Genomic DNA, 20436 nt, shown 5'->3' with positions numbered 1-20436 from the left:
TTGCTAAGCGTATGATCAGGTGCAACTAGGGCGATCTAATCGTGCGCTTTGCAGTTTCTTTTTTGGTGAAGTGCCTATCCTTCCGATCATTACTTATTTTGTTTCTTTTGAACTTGCCGATCGGAGCTACTGCCTCCGAAGCTGCCAAGCAGAAACAGGCGGGGCAGCCCCCGATGGATTTCATTCTCGTGCGCAGCCTCTCCTGTCTGGAAGACTGTCCTGAATGGATCTCGGCGGAGGGGCGTATAACGTCCGATACGCCAGCGCGGTTGAGAAAATTTCTTAAAAAGATCGGCGACCGGAAAGTTCCTGTCGTCCTTCGCTCGGAGGGTGGCGAAGTCGATGCCGCCTATGTGATGGGCCGGATGATCCGCAAGGCCGGTCTTGAAACGGCAGTCGGCGGCACGCAGCTCAAGGATTGCCCCGATGACGATAGGCGCTGCGCTGCGGCTATCGCAAAGGATGGCACTTCGGTCGGGGATACTTATTCGGATGGTGCGTTCTGCTATTCTGCGTGTCCTCTGGTGCTGGCCGGTGGCACGTCGCGTGCTTCGTCGCAGTGGGCCTATATCGGCGTCCACCAGATCACGACTGTCTATCAGAAGGTGCGTATCTCTTACCGGATCGAATACAAGATGGTGAACGGCAAGAAGACGGAAGTCTCCCGCAAGGAGGTTGGGCGAAAGGCGGCTGGGCAGCGCAGCTCCACCAAGCTGGGCAAGAAGGCCACCGCTGCCCTTACGGGCTATTTGAAGGAAATGGGCGTCAGTGGTGATCTGGTCGATGTGATGATGGCGACCACCCCTGCAAGCATCGCAGTCATACCGCCTGAAGACGCAGTTCGAATGGGTCTTCTCACTGATGTGCTGACATTCAGTGAGTGGCCCGGTATGCCGCTCTGTCCTAAAGACGCCGCGGCGAGCGCCGTCTGCTATCGCCATCCTGTGGCGGAGGTAGCTGTAATGCAGGCGCCTGTGGCAGAGGCCCCGGTGAAGAGTGCGACGGTTTATGCAGGCGGCGGTCTGATTAAAACCCATCCCATGGATTTTCTCGTGATGTACCATGGCGATTGCCAGGACGAGTGTACGCAGTGGATTTCTGCGGATGGCTATATTATGCCGGATACCCCGGCTCAGCTGGGCGCGATCTTGAAGGCGCTCGGAGGAAAAAAGCTGCCCGTCGTCTTTCAGTCCTATGGCGGCGACAGGGATGCCGCTTTTGCGATGGGGCGCATGATCCGTGCTGCGGGTCTTGATACCTCAATTGGCAGGGCGAGATTGCCGAATTGTCCGATGATGGATCCGCGCTGCATATCAAGCATGGCAAAAGACGGGCCGACCGAAGGGGAGGTCTTTGCCGGCGGTGCGTACTGTTTTTCGAGCTGTACTCTTGCTTTCATGGGCGGAGAGTTGCGGCTTATAGGAAATTCGGCGCTTGGCCTCAGCCGACCGATGAACAAGCTTACAGACACTGATCGTGAAGATTTTTATACCTATTTCAAAGAAATGGGCGTCAGTCCCGACACATTCGAAACAATGATGATCACGCCGCCAAATGGCAGAGGGGACATCCTTGATCCCCAGGCGATCGGGCTTGGTATTATCAATGGTGTCATCCCTTACGATGAAGAACCGGGCGCTCATTTCTGCGGGCCGAATGCGAAGGAAAGTGTCCGATGCCCCAGAAAATCCGAGGCGGCAATCGTACCTGCTGCGGCATCGGTTAACTGATGCCCAGATGTGAAAAGCCGTAACGACGCGGCGCTGTTGCTTCGCACTGCTATCGTTCGCCGGATGTGTCCGGCTTGACGCCGCCTTACGCCTTGTCCTTCAGATCATTCTTCGAGGTCACGCTCATCAGCTTCTCGAGGAAGCCGAGCATGACTGCCGAAACCACGAAGGCGAGGTGCATGAGGGTCAGCCACATGATCCTGCCGTCGGTATATTGTTCGACATTGAGAAAGACCTGCAGCAGATGGATGGAGGAGATGGCGACGATCGAGGAGGCGACCTTGATCTTCAAGCTGCCGGAATCGAGCTTGCCGAGGAAGGAGACCTCGTTTTCCGCATCGGCTTCGGCCTCGTCGAAGCGGCTGACGAAGTTCTCATAGCCGGAGATCATCACCATGACGATGAGGCTTGCGACCAGCGCCGCATCGATAAGCCCAAGCATGGCGAGGATCATTTCCGCTTCGCCGAGTTCGAATACGCTTTTGGCGACCTTCAGGAATTTGAAAGCGAAAGAAACGGCATAGACGGCAAGTGCCAGCACGAGGCCGATATAGAAGACAACCAGCAACCAACGGCTGGAAAGAATGATGCGCTCGACGAGAAGCTCGAGTGATTTCATAGTCTACCCCGTAAATCTTAGAATCGCTGATCCCTAATAAACAATGGAATAGGCTGACGGCAAGGCGCAGTGCTATTCACAGCTTAGGCATATTTCGCTATCCGATTGAAATAAACGCCAAGTCCGGCGCGCGCTCAGACAAACGGGAACCTGATCCATGGCTGCCATTAAATCCGATATCGAAATCGCGCGTGCGGCAACCAAGAAGCCGATCTACGACATCGGTGCCAAGCTCGGCATACCGCCGGAGCAGCTTGTTCCCTATGGTCACGACAAGGCGAAGATCAGCGCCGAGTTCATTGCCGCGCAGGAGGGCAAGAGGGATGGAAAGCTGATCCTTGTTACCGCCATCAACCCGACGCCGGCGGGCGAGGGCAAGACGACGACGACGGTCGGTCTCGGCGACGGACTGAACCGTATCGGCAAAAAGGCAATCGTCTGCGTACGTGAGGCCTCGCTCGGCCCTTGCTTCGGCGTGAAGGGAGGGGCGGCAGGCGGCGGCTATGCGCAGGTCGTGCCGATGGAAGACATCAACCTGCATTTCACCGGCGATTTTCACGCGATCACCTCGGCGCACAACCTGCTCGCTGCGATGATCGATAATCACATCTACTGGGGCAACGAAGAGAATATCGACCTGCGCCGCATCACCTGGCGGCGGGTGATGGACATGAACGACCGGGCGCTGCGCAGCATGGTGTCCTCGCTCGGCGGCGTGTCCAACGGCTTCCCCCGGCAGAACGGCTTCGATATCACTGTCGCTTCCGAAGTCATGGCGATCCTCTGCCTTGCGAGCGATCTCAAGGATCTGGAGCGTCGGCTCGGCGACATCATTATCGGTTACCGCTTCGACAAGACACCGGTCTACGCCCGCGATCTCAAGGCGGATGGGGCTATGGCCGTTCTCCTGAAGGATGCCATGCAGCCGAACCTCGTGCAGACGCTGGAGAACAATCCGGCCTTCGTGCATGGCGGGCCTTTTGCCAATATCGCCCATGGCTGCAATTCGGTGATTGCAACGAAGACCGCACTGAAGCTCGGCGAATATGTCGTGACGGAAGCGGGCTTCGGGGCCGATCTCGGCGCAGAGAAGTTCTTCAACATCAAGTGCCGCAAGGCGGGGCTGAAGCCGAGTGCTGCCGTGATCGTGGCGACGGTCCGGGCGCTGAAGATGAATGGTGGCGTGAAGAAGGACGATCTCGGCACGGAGAATGTGGAGGCGCTGGTGCGCGGTTGCTCCAATCTCGGCCGCCACATCGCCAATGTGCGCCGCTTCGGTGTGCCTGTCGTCGTCGCGATCAACCATTTCACCTCGGATACGGACGCGGAAATCGCTGCCGTCAAAGATTTCGTCGCGCGTCACGGCGCGGAAGCCATCCTCTGCCGTCACTGGGCGGAAGGTTCGGCCGGTATCGAGGATCTGGCCTATAAGGTAGTGGAGCTTGCCGAATCCGGACAGGCGAAGTTCGAGCCCCTCTATGGCGACGACCTGCCGCTGCTCGAAAAGATCGAGATCGTCGCTTCGAAGATCTACCATGCCGGAGAGGTCACCGCTGACAAGTCTGTGCGCGACCAGCTCACGGCCTGGGAAGAGCAAGGCTACGGCAAGCTGCCGGTCTGCATGGCGAAGACGCAGTATTCTTTCTCTACCGACCCAAATCTTCGTGGGGCGCCGGAGGGGCATGTGGTGTCGGTGCGCGAGGTACGCCTGTCGGCCGGCGCCGGATTCGTCGTCGTCATCACCGGTGAGATCATGACCATGCCGGGTCTGCCGAAGTCGCCGTCGGCGGAGCGGATTTACCTCAATGATCAAGGTTATATCGAAGGATTGTTCTGATCCGGAGCAGCTTTCACACCGCGGATCAGGCGATGACGTTGGCGGTTCCCAAATTCAGGGTCGATGAATAGCCAAATGAAGAGCCTCTCAAGGCTGCCGCTCAGCAATATACCTATGGGTATGAGCCAGAGAATGTGGCCCGTAAACAGCAAGGCTATGGCAGCTAAAAGCAGCCCGAGGATGATACAGGCTGCAATAGCCTTCATTCACTTTCCTAACTTCGCGTTCGTTATTCTCAGACTTTGATTTGGGGATGTGAGGAACTGATTCAAGCCACAGTCGCAAGCGCCTGAAATGATTAATGGCAATAGCGATAACCACCCTTTCTCTGCAATACGTCCAGATGGAAGTGGGTCTCATGGGCGGCATCACTCTCGGGATCGAGCACTGTCATGAAATAGAGGCAGCCTGCCGCGCTCACCGTGCGCTGGAATGCGCCTGTCAGGGTCGAATCCTCACGGCGTGAGCGAATGGCGATATCCTCGCCCTTCTTGAAGCTGAAGCTTGCGATATCGATGGCATTGCCGCGGGCATGTTCTGAGATCTTGCCGGCCTCAGCGTTGTTTCGCAGCCGGCAGATGTATGCGGAGGCCTGATTGATGGTGGTGATGCCGCCGCTTTCCGGCAAGGCGACCGAGGCAGCGGGAATGACGCTTCCCTTCATCCATCGTGCGAGCGCCAGTGCGGTCGGGCAGCGTAGTGTTGCTTCGGGCTTCAGTGCGATGCCCGGCAGGGCCTCAGAGACGATGATCGGTTTGTCGATGCCGCATCCGTTGCCACCATCGACGCGGGGCGTTTCTTTGAAGACAACACCGAGGCTCTGCAGCTCTTTGGTACATTCCGCATGGTCCGCATCGCTTTCGGGTTCGATGGTGAGATGCTGTTCCTCAAGTGTCCGTTCCCCCGGTTTCGCTGGCTCCTGATCTTCCGGCGGAGCAGGAGGCAAGTCATCCTTTCCGTTTGGTGGGGTGGCAGGGGTTTCGCCGGGTTTGGGCTGCGGCGTCGGAACGTCGGACGCTGCCGGCGGCGTTTCGGGCGCAGCCTCAGGCTTGGGGGCTTGCTCGGTTTCCTGTTTCTTTTCTRGTTGAGGGGCCGCAGGCGCTTCGATTGCTGCTTCTGGCTTTGCCTGAGGCACCGGACCGGTTCGCGGCAGACTTGCGCCGGGGAGCAGGGCGAGTGCGGCCAGAATGACCGCCATCTTCCGAAATTCTCTCACACGTCGTTTCCCGTCGTTGATCGAGCGGAGAGGAAACGCGAGAGCGGCGAATTCGTTGCAATTGCGCAACGTTTCCTGAGATCCTTAAAACTTGACGATATTATTCAACATAAATTGCCGGAATATATTGACAATAAAACTCATGTTTTTTATGCGGCAAAAAGAAGGCGGAAATCTCCGCAGTCGTTCGCAACCTAGCCAGCCCCTCGAGCGCCCGAAACGCCACGACCAGCCAGCCCGGTAATTTCCATTTGAGGGTAGGTTATGATCGTCCGGCATTGGCGCTCGGTTCTAATGGTCTGCACAGCAGCCGCACTTGTTCTTCCAGTTTCAGAGTCTTTCGCACAGAGTGCTCCGGCGGTAACGCCAGCCACGAATGCCGAAGGCGCAACTGTCCTTCAGAAAATCGTCGTCAAGGGAAATCGCGCGGCGCCCGGCAGTGTTGCCGATACGCCGCTTGCCACCCAGATCGACAAGAAGGAGCTGGAACAGAAGCAGGTCACGAATTACGACGATATCGGCCGTAGCGTCGACGCGACGGTGAACTATTCGCGCGCTGACGCTGGCTTCAACCTGCGCGGCCTTTCCGGCTCGCGTATCCTGACGACCATCGACGGCATCCCGATCCCGTATATTTCCAACAGCTCGCGCCAGGGCGCTTTTGCCCCGGCTAACGCCAATGGCGGCGGCGACACCTTTGATTTCGATTCACTTTCCTCTCTCGACATCGTGCGCGGTGCAGATTCAAGCAAGGGCGGTTCGGGCATGCTCGGCGGCGCCTTCGTCCTCAATACGCTCGAGCCCGAGGACCTGATTCCGGAAGATCGCGACTGGGGCGCGATCGTCAAGTCGACCTATGACAGCGAAGACCGCAGCATTGCCGGCTCCGCCGCCGCCGCCAAGAGGGTCGGCAATACGTCGATCCTTTTTCAGGGCGCCTATCGCAAGGGTCACGAGCGCGACAACAAGGGCGATAACGACAGCTATGGCCGTTTGCGCACCGAGGCGGATCCGGCTGATTTCGATCAGCACAACCTGCTCTTCAAGGTGCGTCAAGATCTCGAAGGCGGCCATCGCATCGGCTTGACGGCGGAGCGTTTCCGGCGCGACCTGAAGACCGACCTGCGGGACCTGCAGGGCACGCCTCCCATCCGCAGCTATCTCGTCGGCGACTACGACGGTCGGGAACTGGGCGATCGTGACCGTGTTTCGCTGGATTATGATTACGAGGCGCAGTCTTCGGATGCATTCTTCAGCACCGCCCGAGCTACCCTCTACTGGCAGGATCTGAAGAAAGAATCCGGCACCCAAGGCCGCACTGCAGCCAATGTCGCCTATGGCCGCAATAACAGCATCGAAAACGAAACCTGGGGCTTCAGCGGCACAGCAACGAAGGACTTCGAATATTCCGGCCTCAGCCACTCCGTTCGCGTCGGCCTCGACGTCGGAGTCTCGAGCTGGAACCAATTCAGTTCGGCGCTTTGCCCGACGCCGACAACCTGCCCGACGCTCAACAACCAGTCCGAAGTACCCAACGTAGACAGCACGAACCTCGGCGTGACATTCGAAGACAAGATCGAAATCGGCAATAGCGGCTTTGCGCTGACGCCCGGCTTCCGCTTTGATTGGTTCAACTATCGACCGTCGACGGGCGGCGGTTTCGAGAACAACCCGGCGCTTCCCCGCTTCGGTGCGGTTTACGATCGTACGGAAGCCGGGATGTCGCCGAAGCTGCTTGCAAGCTACGACCTGACACCTGATGTTCAGCTCTATGCCCAGCTTGCAGTCGGCTTCCGTGCCCCGACCGTCGATGAACTCTACAGCCGCTTCTACAATGCGACGCAGGGTTATGCGCAGCTTGGCAATCCGAATCTGGATCCGGAAATCGGCCGCGGCATTGAGATCGGCGCTAACTTCGATACTGGCGGTCTGCAGGGTCGCGTAGCTGCATTCCATACCCGGTATCAGAACTTCATCGAAACCGTGACGACAAGGAATCCCACCACTGGCTTCATGACGTTCAACTACACGAACGTGTCCTCTGCTTCCATCTCGGGCCTTGAAGCGAATGTGATCAAGACGTTCGACAACGGCATCAATCTTCATACCTCGCTTGCCTACACCTATGGCCGGAACGACGATACGCAGGAGCGGCTGCGCTCTGTCGCGCCGTTCAAGGCCATTGTCGGCGGTGGTTGGAGCAATGACGAATACGGTTTCGACCTCTCCTCAACGCTCTCGTCGCAGATGACCGGCAACGACAATGCCCTGACGTCGTTCGATGCGCCCGGTTACGGCATCGTCGACCTGACCGCATGGTGGACGCCGGAACAAGTCAAGGGTCTGCGTATCCAGGGCGGGATCTACAACATCTTTGACCAGGAGTACTACAACGCGCTCGCTGTTCGTGAGGTCAATCTGAGTGCAACCGCTTCGCAACCGAAGGAGTGGTATTCGGAGCCGGGCCGCACCTTCAAGATCTCGGTCACCAAGACCTTCTAATTACAAATCAGCCTTTCAAGGCTGGGGTAGGGCGGCTTTCGGGCCGCCCTTTTTCGGGGGCCAATGGCCTCTTGCGCTTGGCTTAATCTCAGGCTAACAATTTCGCCCATGAAGAAGTCTGTAAACATTGCAGTTTGGTGGTGGGCTCGCTGAGGCGGCCTCGACCAATCGTGTCTAAAGACGACGAACGAGCCGCCCGAAACTTCGAGGCGGCTTTTTTGTTTCAAAGGCCGCCTTTCGTCCGGGCCCGATAACGGAGTGGAACTATGGTAACGATCCTGCGGGATGATGGTGCGGAAATCTACGAGACCAAGGGCGGCATCACCGTCACCCGGCAAAGGCGGGCCATTCCCTATGCCGACGCGGTCTCCTCCTATATCGACAAGCTCGACGAGCGTCGCGGCGCCGTCTTCTCCTCGAACTACGAATATCCGGGTCGTTATACGCGTTGGGATACGGCGGTTGTCGATCCGCCGCTCGGTATTTCCTCCTTCGGCCGCAATGTCTGGATCGAAGCCTACAACGAGCGGGGCGAGGTTATCCTTGGTTTCATCGTCGAGCGATTGAGGACGGTTCATGAGCTTGAACTCGGCACATTGACAGCGCGCCGGCTCGACCTGACGGTCAAGATGCCGGACCGTGTCTTCACCGAAGAAGAGCGCTCGAAGATGCCGACGGTCTTTACCGTTCTTCGTGCCATCACCGATCTCTTCTACTCGCAGGCGGATGCCAGCATCGGCTTCTACGGCGCCTTCGGCTACGACCTCGCCTTCCAGTTCGACGCGATCAATCTGAAGCTTCAGCGTCCTTCCGATCAGCGGGACATGGTGCTCTATCTGCCGGACGAAATTCTCGTCGTCGACAACTACGCCGCAAAGGCATGGGTTGATCGTTACGACTTCGCCAGGGACGGCAAGACGACAGAAGGCAAGGCGGGCGATATCGCCGCTGAGCCGTTCATCCGCACGAATACCATCCCGCCGAAGAGCGATCACCGCCCGGGCGAATATGCCGAACTCGTCGTCAAGGCGAAAGAGAGTTTCCGCAAGGGCGATCTCTTCGAAGTGGTGCCGGGCCAGAAGTTCATGGAGCGCTGCGAAAGCAAGCCTTCCGACATTTCCAAGCGGCTGAAGGCGATCAATCCGTCGCCCTATTCCTTCTTCATCAATCTCGGAAACCAGGAATATCTCGTCGGCGCCTCGCCGGAAATGTTCGTGCGTGTCTCCGGCCGCCGCATCGAGACATGCCCGATCTCGGGCACCATCAAGCGTGGCGACGATCCCATTGCCGACAGCGAGCAGATCCTGAAGCTCCTGAATTCCAAGAAAGACGAATCCGAGCTGACCATGTGCTCTGACGTCGACCGCAACGACAAGAGCCGCGTCTGCGAGCCGGGTTCGGTCAAGGTCATTGGCCGCCGCCAGATCGAGATGTATTCGCGCTTGATCCACACGGTCGATCACATCGAAGGCCGTCTGCGTGACGATATGGATGCGTTCGACGGTTTCCTCAGCCATGCCTGGGCCGTGACTGTCACTGGCGCGCCGAAGCTCTGGGCCATGCGTTTCATCGAAGCCCATGAGAAGAGCCCGCGTGCATGGTATGGTGGCGCGATCGGCATGGTCGGCTTCAATGGCGACATGAATACCGGCCTGACGCTGCGCACAGTGCGTATCAAGGATGGTATTGCCGAAGTACGCGCCGGTGCGACGCTGCTCAACGATTCCATTCCCGAGGAAGAAGAAGCCGAAACCGAACTGAAGGCCTCTGCCATGCTTTCCGCTATCCGTGACGCCAAGACGGGCAATTCCGGCAAGACCCAGCGCGATGTCGCCTCTGTTGGCAAGGGCGTCAACATCCTGCTGATCGACCATGAAGACAGCTTCGTGCATACGCTGGCAAATTATTTCCGCCAGACTGGCGCGACGGTCTCGACCGTACGGACGCCAGTGCCGGAAGAGATCTTCGACCGGCTGAATCCTGACCTTGTCGTGTTGTCGCCCGGACCCGGCAACCCGAAGGATTTCGATTGCAAGGCGACGATCAAGAAGGCTCGGGCGCGTAACCTGCCGATCTTCGGCGTCTGCCTCGGCCTGCAGGCGCTAGCGGAAGCCTATGGCGGCGAGCTTCGCCATCTGGCGCTGCCGATGCATGGCAAGCCGTCGCGTATCCGTGTGCTGGAGCCGGGCATCGTCTTCTCGGGCCTTGCCAAGGAAGTGACGGTTGGGCGCTATCACTCGATCTTTGCCGATCCTTCGACGCTGCCGCGGGAGTTCATCATCACCGCCGAGAGTGAGGACGGCACGATCATGGGCATCGAGCATGCCAAGGAGCCGATCGCGGCCGTGCAGTTTCATCCGGAATCGATCATGACGCTCGGCGGCGATGCAGGCATGCGGATGATCGAGAATGTGGTGGCGCATCTAGCGCGGCGGGCCAAAACCAAGGCGGCCTGATGTCAGAGGCATAAGCAATAAAAAACCCGCCGGAGAAGGCGGGTTTTTCATGTGCGTTGGAGTGTCCGTCTATACGCGCCGCATAAGCCGGGCGACGATGGATACTACGAACAGCACCAGGAAGATGAAGAACAGAACCTGGGCTATCGAAGCGGACGCACCGGCGATGCCGCCAAATCCAAGGACGCCTGCAATCAGGGCTACGACGAGAAATACCAGAGCATAGTACAGCATCGCGATCTCCTTTGTCTGCTGCTGGCAAGGATAACGGAAGCGTGAGCCGTTCGTTCCATTGCGGCTGCGACAATTGAATTGCGTGCTGATTTAAATTTGTTCAGCCGAACTGCAGATCGGTCTTGAAAGACCGGTCGCCATCGCGCGGCATCGGTGGTTCTGCTGCCGCCAGATAGGATCTTGCTGGTCCCGTCAGCACGAACCAGAGGCTGGCGCCGATCATGAAATAGGCCGCGGACGGATCGCCCGAGCGAGTGAGGAAGGGAAGGCAGCCAGCTGTGAAGAGGATGGCGAGCCGGACGGCCCATTCTGTCTCACGCTTCATGAAGGCCCTGGTTCTGAGCCTTTTGTAGGCGGCGATGTTGTAGCCGTCCGCATCGCGGCCGGTGAACAGCGTCCAGGCCGAGGGGAGGGCGAGCATAACGAGGCCGCCGTAACACAGAAGGAGTGTCGGGCCGGCGAGGAAATGGCTGGTCGCAAAGATCAGCAAGCCCGTCACGGCGATGTTCCAGAGCGGCTCCAGCCGTTCCGGCGACAGGCCGGTCCGGATGTGCCAGGCCCGCAAGGAACTGGCCGCACCGTCGAGCAACGGTTGGTCGATGTAACGATTGATCCAATGCATGTCTGCGCGGTCCCCAATTGACTGCCGAGCCGTCAACATCATGCAAATGGGACACTATCATGGCGCAAATGACGAAAGCACTCATCTGTGACGTTTTGGCCAGCCTATGCGCGGCGCTTGACGACGCGCAGGTTCATTTCCGACCGCAGCTTGAAGCCGAGAGCCTTGTAAAGCGTGATGGCAGGCGTGTTCGTGTAATAAGCATGCAGGAAGACGATGTCGCCCCTGGCGGAAATTTCCCCGGCGACGAAGCGGAAGAGCAGGGTCCCGAGGCCGCGCCCCTGAAAATCGGGATGGGTGCAAAGGCCGCTGAGCTCGCCAAATCCCGGGTGGCGCAAGCGCTGTCCGGCCATGGCGACGAGACGGCCGTCGATCTTCACACCCCAGAAGGTTCCAAGGCTTTGCGCGCGCAGGGTGAAAGGGCCAGGTTTGGTCAGCATCGCCAAATCAAGCATTTCCTCCGCATCATCAGAGGTCAGCTGTTGCAGCCGGCTGTCGGACACACGCTCGTAAGGCCGCTCGGCGATCATCTGTACCAGCTTGCCTTCCGAGAGAACGGTCAGCCCGGAAGGAATGGTGACGGGCCCCGCTTCGACGATCGCCATGACTTCGTCGGCGACCGGCAGGTTTTCGAGTGCTTCAAGACTTTCCCGCGTATCGTCGGCGGCAGCCGCGAAGGGAACGATGGACGGCGGATAGCGCATTGCATGTTCGCTGCCTTCGGCGAGGTCGGCATGCGCCGTCCGGAGCGCGTTCCAGATCGGTCGGTCGAGAATATGGCTCATGGTGTTTTCTCCTGTGCGGCCCTGGCGCGGCGGATGAGCGGCGCTTCGGCCAGCCCATCCTCCATCGCCGCAAGCTGCGCTAGCAGCGGGCCGTCGAGATCTTCGCAAAGATCGGCGACGGCGGCGGCAATGCGCGGCCAGACTTGTTGTTTTGAATATTCGACGAGTTCCTGCCCCTCGGGCGTCAACGAAACGACCCTGCGGCGCTGATCTTCGGCAGATGGCTGCATGCTGAGGAAGCCGAGTTCCATGAGTTGGGAAGCGGTGCGTGTGGCGCCGGGCTGGGTGATACCCACTGCCTGTGCCAGTTCCCCTATGGTGAGTGGGCCGAGCCTGTCGATGGCGCCGAGGAACGGATATTGCGCGGCCTGGATGCCGACGCCGAATTCCTCGATCATCTGTTGCGTGTCTGCCTGCAGGCGTTCGCCGATGCGGCGGAAGCGGCTGCCGAGGCATAAGTAGCCTAGCGATTTCACCACATCTTCGACCACGGAAAGACCCATATCTCTGTTTATATAACGTATTATATAAGTGCATATGGAATTGCCGTCAATTGCACGATGCCGGCCCTTTCGAGGTACCGGCCGGCCATTATTTCGTCCTGGAGACAACAGACACAATTCCGTCGACAGCCGCGCTCCGGATCGGTTGGGCGAGAATGGCTTCGTGCCCGCGCAGGATGTCTCCGGCCAAGCCGTATTGGTTCTTGTCTCTCCTGATGCGGAACGGATCGGGATAACGTTCGAATAGGGCACTGTCTCACGCGCCAAAGCCTTTGACATTTCAGGGCTGATTGCCCATATCAACCGCATTGGCCGCCTGCGCGATTCCGCGTGGGCGGTTTTGCGTTTCAACGGCTTATATGCTGCAATTCATTCGCATCCGCAGGGGGATGATATGAGCGACGAGGGCAATCTCACGGTCCGGAAACTGGCGTTCTGGGGCATTCCCCTGTCGCTTGGTGTCATGGGGCTGAAGATGGTCGCCTGGTGGGTGACGGGTTCCGTGGCGCTGCTCTCGGACGGGCTGGAATCCGTCGTCAACGTGGTGGCTGCCTTCATCGCCTTCTTCGTCATCCGCTATGCGCAGAAGCCCGCCGACCACGACCATCCCTTCGGCCATCACAAGGCGGAATATCTTTCGGCCGTCACCGAGGGCGTGATGATCGTCGTCGCCGCGCTGCTGATCGTCCAGGAGGCCGTCAATCATCTCGCCGATCCGCGCATGCTCGAGGCACCGGTGCTCGGTCTTGCGATCAACTTCGTCGCCGGTGTCATCAATGCCGTCTGGGCGCAGCTTTTGATCCGTACCGGGCGAAAGCACCGCTCTGCAGCTTTGACGGCTGACGGGCAGCACATCATGTCGGATGTGGTCACTTCCGTTGGCGTTCTCTTTGGCTTGCTTCTGGCGCTCGCAACCGGTTATGCGATCTTCGACCCCATTCTCGCCATCCTCGTTGCGCTGAACATCCTGTATCAGGGCTGGAAGGTGATCTCGCAGTCGATCGGCGGGTTGATGGATCAGGCGGTCGAGCCGCAGGAGGAGGAGGCGATCATGCAGGCGATTGCCACCCATGCGTCAGGCTCGATCGGCGTCCATGATCTGAAGACGCGGCGCGCCGGTTCGGTGACCTTCGTCGATTTCCATCTTGTCGTGCCCGCCAGGATGACGGTTCGCGAAGCCCATGATATTTGCGACCGCCTTGAAGATGCCATCCGCGCAGCGCATGCGGGCGCGACAATTGCCATTCACGTGGAGCCGGAGGGCGAAAAAGCGCACGGTATCCGCGTCAAAGTGATCAAGGAGGCGTAATGCCGAATACGGACGTTTCCAGCCTTTCGATGCTGGGCCAGCAGACGGAAACCCCAAAGAACCCAGAGGACGCGGTCCTGGAAAAGGTGCCTGCCACTCACGCCGGCACAGACTATGTCGTGCGCTTCACGGCACCGGAATTCACGTCGCTCTGCCCGATGACCGGGCAGCCGGATTTCGCCCATATCGTCATCGACTACATTCCGAACGAATGGCTGGTGGAATCGAAATCGCTGAAGCTCTTTCTGCATTCCTTCCGCAATCACGGCGCCTTTCACGAGGATTGCTCGATCTATATCGCCAAACGTATCGTAGAGCTGCTCGACCCGAAATGGCTGCGTATCGGCGCCTATTGGTATCCGCGCGGCGGTATTCCGATCGACGTCTTCTGGCAGACAGGCAAGCCGCCGGAAGGTGTATGGCTGCCGGATCAGGGCGTTGCGACCTATCGTGGACGTGGGTGAGCTGCGATCCGGCGCAGCCCGAACAATCGATTCACCCTTTAGTTCTTACGCAATTCCCGACGTAAAACCGCTTGGCACTTTTCTGGAACTGCTCTGAATCGATTGCAGCGCCCTGAGCCGAAGCGAAGGGCCGGGCAACGGCGCGGCTGTTTAAAGCCAACTGTTGCCCGTTCCTTGCATCAAAACTCAGACATCCGTCGTGTCATTACCGGAATCGTCGGAAGAGTCGTCATCATTGTCGTCGTAATCGGCCTGCTGGATATTGTCGTTATTATCCGCCCGGTTATCGTCAGCCTGGCTGTTGTCGCCGTAGTAGTTGTTGACGACGGTCTCCTCGACCGGCGCGTTCTCCCCGCCGAAGGGGTTGGCGCCGCCAAAAGGCGAGCCCCAGCCAAGCGATGACATGTGGTTGCCGAAGATGCCGGAAAGCGAATTTGCAAGCAGCATGCCGCCTGCGACACCGGCTGCCGTGCCGAGAGCGCCGCGCAGGAAGCTGCCACCGGCAGACGGCGCACCGGCCTGCTGCGTCCAGGGGCCGGTAGGCTGTTGCGGCATCTGGCGGGTGTTGTCATAGCCGCGCGATTGTTCATAGCTATCTCTCGGCGCGCCGCCCCACGGGCCGGGAGCGGGCGCCGGCTGCTGCGTCTGCGTGTTGCCGAAGATGGAGCTCAGGAAGCCGCCCTGTTCGGCCTGGCGGCGATCGCCTACACCTGCTTCGAGCTGGCGGACATGCTCTTCGAGTTCCTTGATATGGTTGGCGGCGGCTTCCAGACCCTTTTCCTGAACGATGACCGCTTGCGCCAGATAATAGGTGGCGGAGGGTTGCGCACGGTTCGCTTCTGATATCAGCGCTTCGGCTTCCGGGTCGCGCGGCGTGGCGGCTGCGGTGCGGACGCGATCGAAGAGGGCAGTCAGCAATTGGCGTTCTTCCGGTGACATAGCCTGTCTCCTTAAAGTTCTGCGGCTTCAACGTTCGGCGGGAGGGCCGCGTAAAACTGAGTTAGGAAGCGATTGGGGCATTTCAAAGCCTTGGCGGCTTACATTTCAGTAAGGTCAGACCTCCTTCAGCCAGACGCGCAGAGGCCCCAGAAGTTCGAAGCCCGTGCGCAGCGCCTCGTCCAGATCGTCGCCGCGTTCGTAGCCGACAAGCGGTTCTCCCGGATAGAGCGAGGCAGCCTGCGCAATCAGCCCGCGGCGAATGGCTTCACCGTGCCGGGCCTCTGCAAACAGGTTGGAATGGCCGACGACGCCGGCGTGGTGATTGAGGATGCCGCCGCCGACCGGTTGGCCATGTTTGAAACCAAGCAGGAACGCGATTTCAGGATCGTGCAGCAGTGGCTCGGTAAAGATCTTCTGTGTAGTCGACCCGTTCGCCTTGCCCCATTCCGCCTCCCATCGCGCAAGATCGACAGCGCTTTCCATGCGCTGCCAGGTGAATGGGGACGGCGCCGAGACTGGCGTGCGCATGCCGATCCATTCGGCCTCGAACAGCATCGTGAAACCGAGCGGCGCGAGATCGAGGGTTGCGTAGCTGTCCTTGACTGCCCAGTCGCGCTTGTCACTGTTGATTAGCGTGGCGATCGCTTCTGCTGCTTCGACCTCGGTCTCCGCCAGCGTTACGGCATCGGGATAGAAGGGCGGCGTGCCGCGGCGATGAAACCAAATTGTCGCCGTGAACTCGCCGGGCGAGCCCTGTGCCTTGCAGACGGCGTCGCACCAGAATGCGTTGTTGCGCACGGCTGCGCGTAGCAAGGAGGAGGTCATTTTGTGTTTCTCCCGGTCTTTTCAGAGGATGCGATGATATCGTGCGTTTGTCATAAGAATATCTTCACCGCTTCCTGCTTCCTCTTTTTCCCGCATTGTTTTACGCATTGAGTCGCACTATGTGCGAGGAACCGCATTGGACGTGAGAGAGGTTCGAATGAACGAAGAAGAAGAACAGGACGACAAGACGAAGGAACTGCCGCTCGGCAAGGAAACGGAGGCGAACCTTTTCAAGTCGCGTTCGATCTTCATCTATGGGCCGATCACGCAGGAACTGGCGCAGAAGGTTAGCACTCAGCTTGTTGCGCTTTCAGCCGCCAATGACGAAGATATTCGTATCTATGTGAATTCGCCCGGCGGTCACGTCGAATCCGGCGATTCCATCCACGACATGATCAAGTTCATCAAGCCGAAGGTCTGGATGATCGGGACGGGCTGGGTCGCCTCGGCCGGCGCGCTGATCTATGCCGCGGCTCCGAAGGAACGTCGCATCTGCCTGCCGAACACCCGCTTCCTGCTGCACCAGCCGTCCGGCGGCACGCGGGGCATGGCTTCGGACATCGAAATCCAGGCGCGTGAAATCATCAAGATGAACGAACGTCTGATCAAGATCTTCTCGAAGGCAACCGGCCAGACGGAAGAAAAGATCGCCAAGGACATCGACCGCGATTACTGGCTCTCGGCTGAAGACGCCGTGGCCTACGGTCTCGTTTCGCGCGTGGTCACTTCGCAGAGCGAAATCTGATCTTTCGCTGATACGGCTGTGAATTTACGCCCCGTCTGCCATTGCCGGCGGGGCGTTTTCATATCTGCCCACGTCACGCTGGGTATCAGCATGAAATCCCCACGGAAATTGCCAGCCCAGCGAACATTTCCGGTGGCAATGCGGCTTGCGTGCCTCCCCCTAATGCTGCTCCATGCGCAATCTTCGCAGCCGGGAGTCTCGCATGATCAAAGATTTTTCCGTTCAAAGTCTCTTCATGGGTCTGCTGACGGCTTTCGTGGGATTCACCAGTTCCTTCGCCGTCGTGCTGCATGGGCTACAGGCGGTGGGCGCGACCGATGTGCAGGCCGCTTCAGGGCTGATGGCGCTGTCGATCTCGATGGGGCTTTGCGCCATCGTGCTCTGTGCCGTCACACGCCTGCCGGTCAGTATCGCCTGGTCGACGCCGGGGGCGGCGCTGCTGGCGAGCATCGGCACGATTGATGGCGGTTTCAACGCAGCGGTCGGGGCCTTCATTCTTTGCGGTGCGCTGATCGTCATTGCCGGGCTGTTCAAGCCGCTCGGACGGGCGGTTGCCGCTATTCCCGCACCGCTTGCCAATGCCATGCTTTCGGGCGTGCTGCTCGGTCTGTGTTTTGCTCCGGTCAAGGCAATCGCTTTCAATCCGATGTTCGGTCTGCCGATCATTCTGACATGGATCGTCGTCGGCGCGTTCAAGCGTTTGTGGGCGGTGCCGGCGGCGCTTGTTGCCTTCACACTGGTGCTTGCCTTCGGCGTGGATATTCCCGAGGGCGCCTTGGCGTCGCTCGAGCAGTCGCTGGTGCCTGTTATCGGCATCGTGCACCCGGTCTTCAATCTCGCCGGTTTTGTGTCCATTGCCCTGCCGCTCTTCATCGTGACGATGGCCTCGCAGAACATTCCCGGCATCGCGGTGCTGAAGGTCAATCACTACGATCCGAAGCCAGGCCCGCTGTTTGCCGTGACCGGCGTTTTCTCGCTGCTGGCGGCTCCCTTTGGCGGGCATGCGGTCAATCTGGCGGCAATCACGGCGGCGATGTGCGCCGGGCAGGACGCGCATGCCGATCCCTCGCGGCGCTATTGGGCGGCGCTGATTTCGGGGGTCGGCTACGTCATTCTGGGGCTGCTTGCCGGGGCGGTCACAGCTTTCGTCGCGCTGGCACCGCCGATCCTGATCGAGGCCGTGGCCGGTCTGGCGCTGGTCGGCGCCTTCTCGGGGTCCGCGATGGCCGCCTTTCAGGCGCCTGAAACCCGCGAGGCGGCAGCGATTACCTTCCTTGTCACTGCCTCCGGTGTTTCCTTTGGCGGCATCTCCGGCGCCTTCTGGGGACTGGTTGCCGGCGGGCTGATGCTTGCGCTCTCTCGAATTGTGCAGGTGATGAAAAAATAGGTGAGGGGTTGCCGGAATTTCCGCCGGAGGCTATAAGCGCGGTCATGAAGAGCACGAGCGCACGGATTTCCGAGACGATTGCACGCAGCCGCATGGCATTGCGTGACAATACGCGCGCCCTGACCTCGCTTCTTCTCCTCGGCCTTACGCGCGGTTGCCGGGTCCTTTGAGGAGCGCCCGGCGGCCGAAAGCCCGCCCGGCCATCGCTCCTCGCGACTCACTTTCAAAATTGACCAAACGACCGATCAAAGGTCCGCATTTGCTGTCGCCAAGCCAGATATGATCGGCTAAGACGCGGCAAATGCCGGGACGAGGAGACAAGACAATGGATACGAACACCAGCCGATCCTCCGCAAGCGCTGCTTCCGCCAAGGGCATGCCCGACGCCGGCATGAAGTACCGGCCCTATCCGCAGGTAAACATTCCTGATCGTACCTGGCCGACCAAGACCATTACCAAGGCACCGATCTGGTGCTCCGTCGACCTGCGCGACGGCAATCAGGCGCTCGTCGATCCGATGGGCCATGACCGCAAAGCCCGCATGTTCCAGCTGCTGCTGGAAATGGGCTTCAAGGAAATCGAGATCGGTTTCCCATCCGCCTCGCAGACCGATTTCGATTTTGCCCGCTGGTGCATCGAAGAGGGCAATGTGCCCGACGACGTCTCGCTGCAGGTGCTGGTGCAGTGCCGTCCGGAACTGATCACCCGCACCTTCGAAGCTCTGGAAGGTGCCAACCGCCCGATCGTGCACTTCTATAATTCCACCAGCGAATTGCAGCGTCGCGTGGTGTTCGCCAAGGATGTGCAGGGCATCAAGCAGATCGCCGTCGATGCAGCCAAGATGATCACCGATATGGCAGCCAAGGCTGGCGGCGGTTACCGTTTCGAATATTCGCCCGAGAGCTTCACCGGCACCGAGCTGGATGTGGCGCTGGAAATCTGCAACGCCGTCATCGACGTCGTGAAGCCGACGCCTGACAACAAGCTCATCATCAACCTGCCTTCGACGGTGGAGATGGCGACGCCCAACGTCTATGCCGACCAGATCGAATGGATGTGCCGCAATCTCGACAACCGCGAGAACCTGATCATCTCGCTGCATCCGCATAATGACCGCGGCACCGGTATTGCCGCTGCCGAGCTGGCGCTGCTGGCAGGTGCCGACCGCGTCGAAGGCACGCTCTTCGGCAATGGCGAGCGCACGGGCAATGTCGATGTGGTGACGATGGCGCTCAACATGTTCACGCAGGGCGTCGATCCGGAAATCGACTGCTCCGATATCGAGCGCATCAAGGAAGTGTTCGAGTATTCGAACCAGATGGTGATCGCTGATCGTCATCCCTATGTCGGCGAGCTGGTCTACACGGCCTTCTCCGGCTCGCATCAGGATGCGATCAACAAGGGCATGAAGGCTGCACAGATCGCCAACCATCCGGTATGGGAAGTGCCTTATCTGCCGATCGATCCGCGCGATGTCGGCCGCTCCTACGAGGCGATCATCCGCATCAATTCGCAGTCCGGCAAGGGCGGCATCGCCTATATCCTGCAGCAGGATTACGGGCTCAACCTGCCGCGCAACCTGCAGGTCGAATTCCGCGGAGACATCCAGCGCATTACCGACGAAGAGGGCAAGGAGCTTCCCTCGAAGCGTATCCACGACCGCTTCATCGAGCGCTACGTGACGCAGCCGGGCGCTCGCCTCCGGTTTGTCGACCACCACACCTATCCCGATACCGAGAACAAGGGACAGCGAATCGTGGCGGCCGAGATCACCGACAATGGTGAGATCAAACGCATCGAAGGCCGCGGCAACGGGCCGATCGATGGCTTCATCAATGCGCTGTCGCACTATCTCGGCATCGAAATGTCGGTCGAGGATTATTCGGAGCATTCGCTGCAGCATGGCTCGAATGCCTCGGCCATTTCCTATGTCGAGACATCCTATCCGGGCGGCAAGCTCTTCGGCGCAGGCATCAACACCAATATCGTTGGCGCATCGCTCGAAGCAATCGTGTCGGCCGCCAACCGCGTGCTTGAGGTAAAGGCCGGCAAGGCCTGAGCATTCTGATCAGGCCGCGATCGCCTCGGGGTGACGCGGCCTGACGATGCAATCGGCGAGCTCATCGAGYTCGCCCTGCGCTTCCGCATGGTTCTGTCCCCATTGGCAGAGAGCAAAGAGGATCGGCTCCAAGCCGAGACCGAGTTCTGTTGCCGTATATTCCACCCGCGCAGGCACCTCGGCAAAGATCTCCCGGCGCACGAG

Annotated in this window: 20 protein-coding genes; 10 read left to right on the top strand and 10 right to left on the bottom strand. The window is 59.3% G+C overall.

Going from position 1 to position 20436, the window contains the following annotated elements; all coding sequences use genetic code 11:
* The first annotated feature begins 41 nt into the window (after window positions 1–41).
* Entirely contained in the window at window positions 42–1730 is a 1689-nt protein-coding gene (locus tag AC1D35_RS23540; protein ID WP_477940253.1) for a COG3904 family protein, read from the top strand.
* An 85-nt stretch (window positions 1731–1815) separates the two neighbouring features.
* On the opposite strand, the gene AC1D35_RS23535 is transcribed toward AC1D35_RS23540, so the two are convergent.
* Entirely contained in the window at window positions 1816–2349 is a 534-nt protein-coding gene (locus AC1D35_RS23535) for a TIGR00645 family protein (protein WP_113308781.1), read from the bottom strand.
* A gap of 157 nt (window positions 2350–2506) precedes the next feature.
* Here AC1D35_RS23535 and AC1D35_RS23530 point away from each other — a divergent pair, with 157 nt between their 5' ends.
* Window positions 2507–4186 (top strand): formate--tetrahydrofolate ligase, encoded by a 1680-nt coding sequence (locus tag AC1D35_RS23530; RefSeq protein WP_113308782.1) that lies wholly within the window; start codon window positions 2507–2509, stop codon window positions 4184–4186.
* On the opposite strand, the gene AC1D35_RS23525 is transcribed toward AC1D35_RS23530, so the two are convergent.
* Both AC1D35_RS23525 and AC1D35_RS23520 read right to left on the bottom strand, forming a co-directional pair.
* Complete coding sequence (locus tag AC1D35_RS23525; protein ID WP_113297526.1) at window positions 4165–4392, bottom strand: hypothetical protein; 228 nt, start codon at window positions 4390–4392, stop codon at window positions 4165–4167. The two genes, AC1D35_RS23530 and AC1D35_RS23525, sit on opposite strands and share 22 nt — an antisense overlap.
* A gap of 92 nt (window positions 4393–4484) precedes the next feature.
* Entirely contained in the window at window positions 4485–5384 is a 900-nt protein-coding gene (locus AC1D35_RS23520; RefSeq protein WP_477940251.1) for an extensin-like domain-containing protein, read from the bottom strand.
* Window positions 5385–5666: 282 nt separating this feature from the next.
* Between AC1D35_RS23520 and AC1D35_RS23515 the strand changes: the two genes are divergently transcribed.
* Window positions 5667–7904 carry a TonB-dependent hemoglobin/transferrin/lactoferrin family receptor gene (locus tag AC1D35_RS23515; protein WP_113308784.1) on the top strand — a complete coding sequence of 746 codons (2238 nt, stop codon included), beginning with the start codon at window positions 5667–5669 and terminating at the stop codon, window positions 7902–7904.
* 266 nt (window positions 7905–8170) lie between these two features.
* Window positions 8171–10360 carry an anthranilate synthase gene (locus AC1D35_RS23510; RefSeq protein ID WP_113308785.1) on the top strand — a complete coding sequence of 730 codons (2190 nt, stop codon included), beginning with the start codon at window positions 8171–8173 and terminating at the stop codon, window positions 10358–10360.
* A 69-nt stretch (window positions 10361–10429) separates the two neighbouring features.
* Here AC1D35_RS23510 and AC1D35_RS23505 read toward each other — a convergent pair whose 3' ends face one another.
* The 4 genes from AC1D35_RS23505 to AC1D35_RS23490 all read right to left on the bottom strand — a co-directional run bounded on the left by AC1D35_RS23505 (window position 10430) and on the right by AC1D35_RS23490 (window position 12492).
* Complete coding sequence (locus AC1D35_RS23505) at window positions 10430–10594, bottom strand: DUF1328 domain-containing protein (protein WP_007824505.1); 165 nt, start codon at window positions 10592–10594, stop codon at window positions 10430–10432.
* A gap of 100 nt (window positions 10595–10694) precedes the next feature.
* Window positions 10695–11216 carry a hypothetical protein gene (locus AC1D35_RS23500; RefSeq protein ID WP_113308786.1) on the bottom strand — a complete coding sequence of 174 codons (522 nt, stop codon included), beginning with the start codon at window positions 11214–11216 and terminating at the stop codon, window positions 10695–10697.
* 104 nt (window positions 11217–11320) lie between these two features.
* Window positions 11321–12001, bottom strand: a complete 681-nt coding sequence (locus tag AC1D35_RS23495; protein ID WP_477852503.1) for a GNAT family N-acetyltransferase — start codon at window positions 11999–12001, stop codon at window positions 11321–11323.
* Window positions 11998–12492, bottom strand: coding sequence for a MarR family winged helix-turn-helix transcriptional regulator (locus AC1D35_RS23490; protein ID WP_477852555.1), 495 nt, complete (start codon window positions 12490–12492; stop codon window positions 11998–12000). The genes AC1D35_RS23495 and AC1D35_RS23490 overlap by 4 nt, the downstream gene beginning before the upstream one ends.
* A gap of 46 nt (window positions 12493–12538) precedes the next feature.
* On the opposite strand from AC1D35_RS23490, the gene AC1D35_RS23485 reads away from it, so the two are divergent.
* From AC1D35_RS23485 to queF, 3 genes are all read left to right on the top strand, one after another.
* Complete coding sequence (locus AC1D35_RS23485) at window positions 12539–12751, top strand: S26 family signal peptidase (protein WP_477852556.1); 213 nt, start codon at window positions 12539–12541, stop codon at window positions 12749–12751.
* A gap of 147 nt (window positions 12752–12898) precedes the next feature.
* Entirely contained in the window at window positions 12899–13813 is a 915-nt protein-coding gene (gene emfA / locus AC1D35_RS23480) for a CDF family cation efflux transporter EmfA (protein WP_113308787.1), read from the top strand.
* Window positions 13813–14277, top strand: coding sequence for a preQ(1) synthase (gene queF, locus AC1D35_RS23475; protein WP_113308788.1), 465 nt, complete (start codon window positions 13813–13815; stop codon window positions 14275–14277). Before emfA ends, queF begins: the two co-directional genes overlap by 1 nt.
* A 186-nt stretch (window positions 14278–14463) precedes the next feature.
* Here queF and AC1D35_RS23470 read toward each other — a convergent pair whose 3' ends face one another.
* Both AC1D35_RS23470 and AC1D35_RS23465 read right to left on the bottom strand, forming a co-directional pair.
* Entirely contained in the window at window positions 14464–15216 is a 753-nt protein-coding gene (locus AC1D35_RS23470) for a DUF2076 domain-containing protein (RefSeq protein ID WP_113308789.1), read from the bottom strand.
* A 114-nt stretch (window positions 15217–15330) separates the two neighbouring features.
* The gene (locus AC1D35_RS23465) at window positions 15331–16041 is read right to left on the bottom strand and encodes a hypothetical protein (protein ID WP_113308790.1); all 711 of its coding nucleotides are present in this window, start codon (window positions 16039–16041) and stop codon (window positions 15331–15333) included.
* A gap of 157 nt (window positions 16042–16198) precedes the next feature.
* Between AC1D35_RS23465 and AC1D35_RS23460 the strand changes: the two genes are divergently transcribed.
* The 3 genes from AC1D35_RS23460 (at window position 16199) to leuA (ending at window position 20232) form a co-directional block, all read left to right on the top strand.
* The gene (locus AC1D35_RS23460; RefSeq protein ID WP_113297537.1) at window positions 16199–16786 is read left to right on the top strand and encodes an ATP-dependent Clp protease proteolytic subunit; all 588 of its coding nucleotides are present in this window, start codon (window positions 16199–16201) and stop codon (window positions 16784–16786) included.
* A 202-nt stretch (window positions 16787–16988) separates the two neighbouring features.
* Window positions 16989–18173 (top strand): benzoate/H(+) symporter BenE family transporter, encoded by a 1185-nt coding sequence (locus tag AC1D35_RS23455; protein WP_477852506.1) that lies wholly within the window; start codon window positions 16989–16991, stop codon window positions 18171–18173.
* 325 nt (window positions 18174–18498) lie between these two features.
* Window positions 18499–20232: a 2-isopropylmalate synthase gene (gene leuA / locus AC1D35_RS23450; RefSeq protein ID WP_113297539.1), complete on the top strand. Its 1734-nt coding sequence runs from the start codon at window positions 18499–18501 to the stop codon at window positions 20230–20232.
* 9 nt (window positions 20233–20241) lie between these two features.
* Here the strand turns inward: leuA and AC1D35_RS23445 are convergent.
* The coding region (locus AC1D35_RS23445; RefSeq protein ID WP_477940246.1) for a winged helix-turn-helix transcriptional regulator at window positions 20242–20436 on the bottom strand (195 nt) is incomplete at its 5' end.

It is taken from the genome of Rhizobium sp. P1_E6 (assembly GCF_056405875.1).
This window is presented reverse-complemented; position numbering and strand designations above follow the sequence as displayed.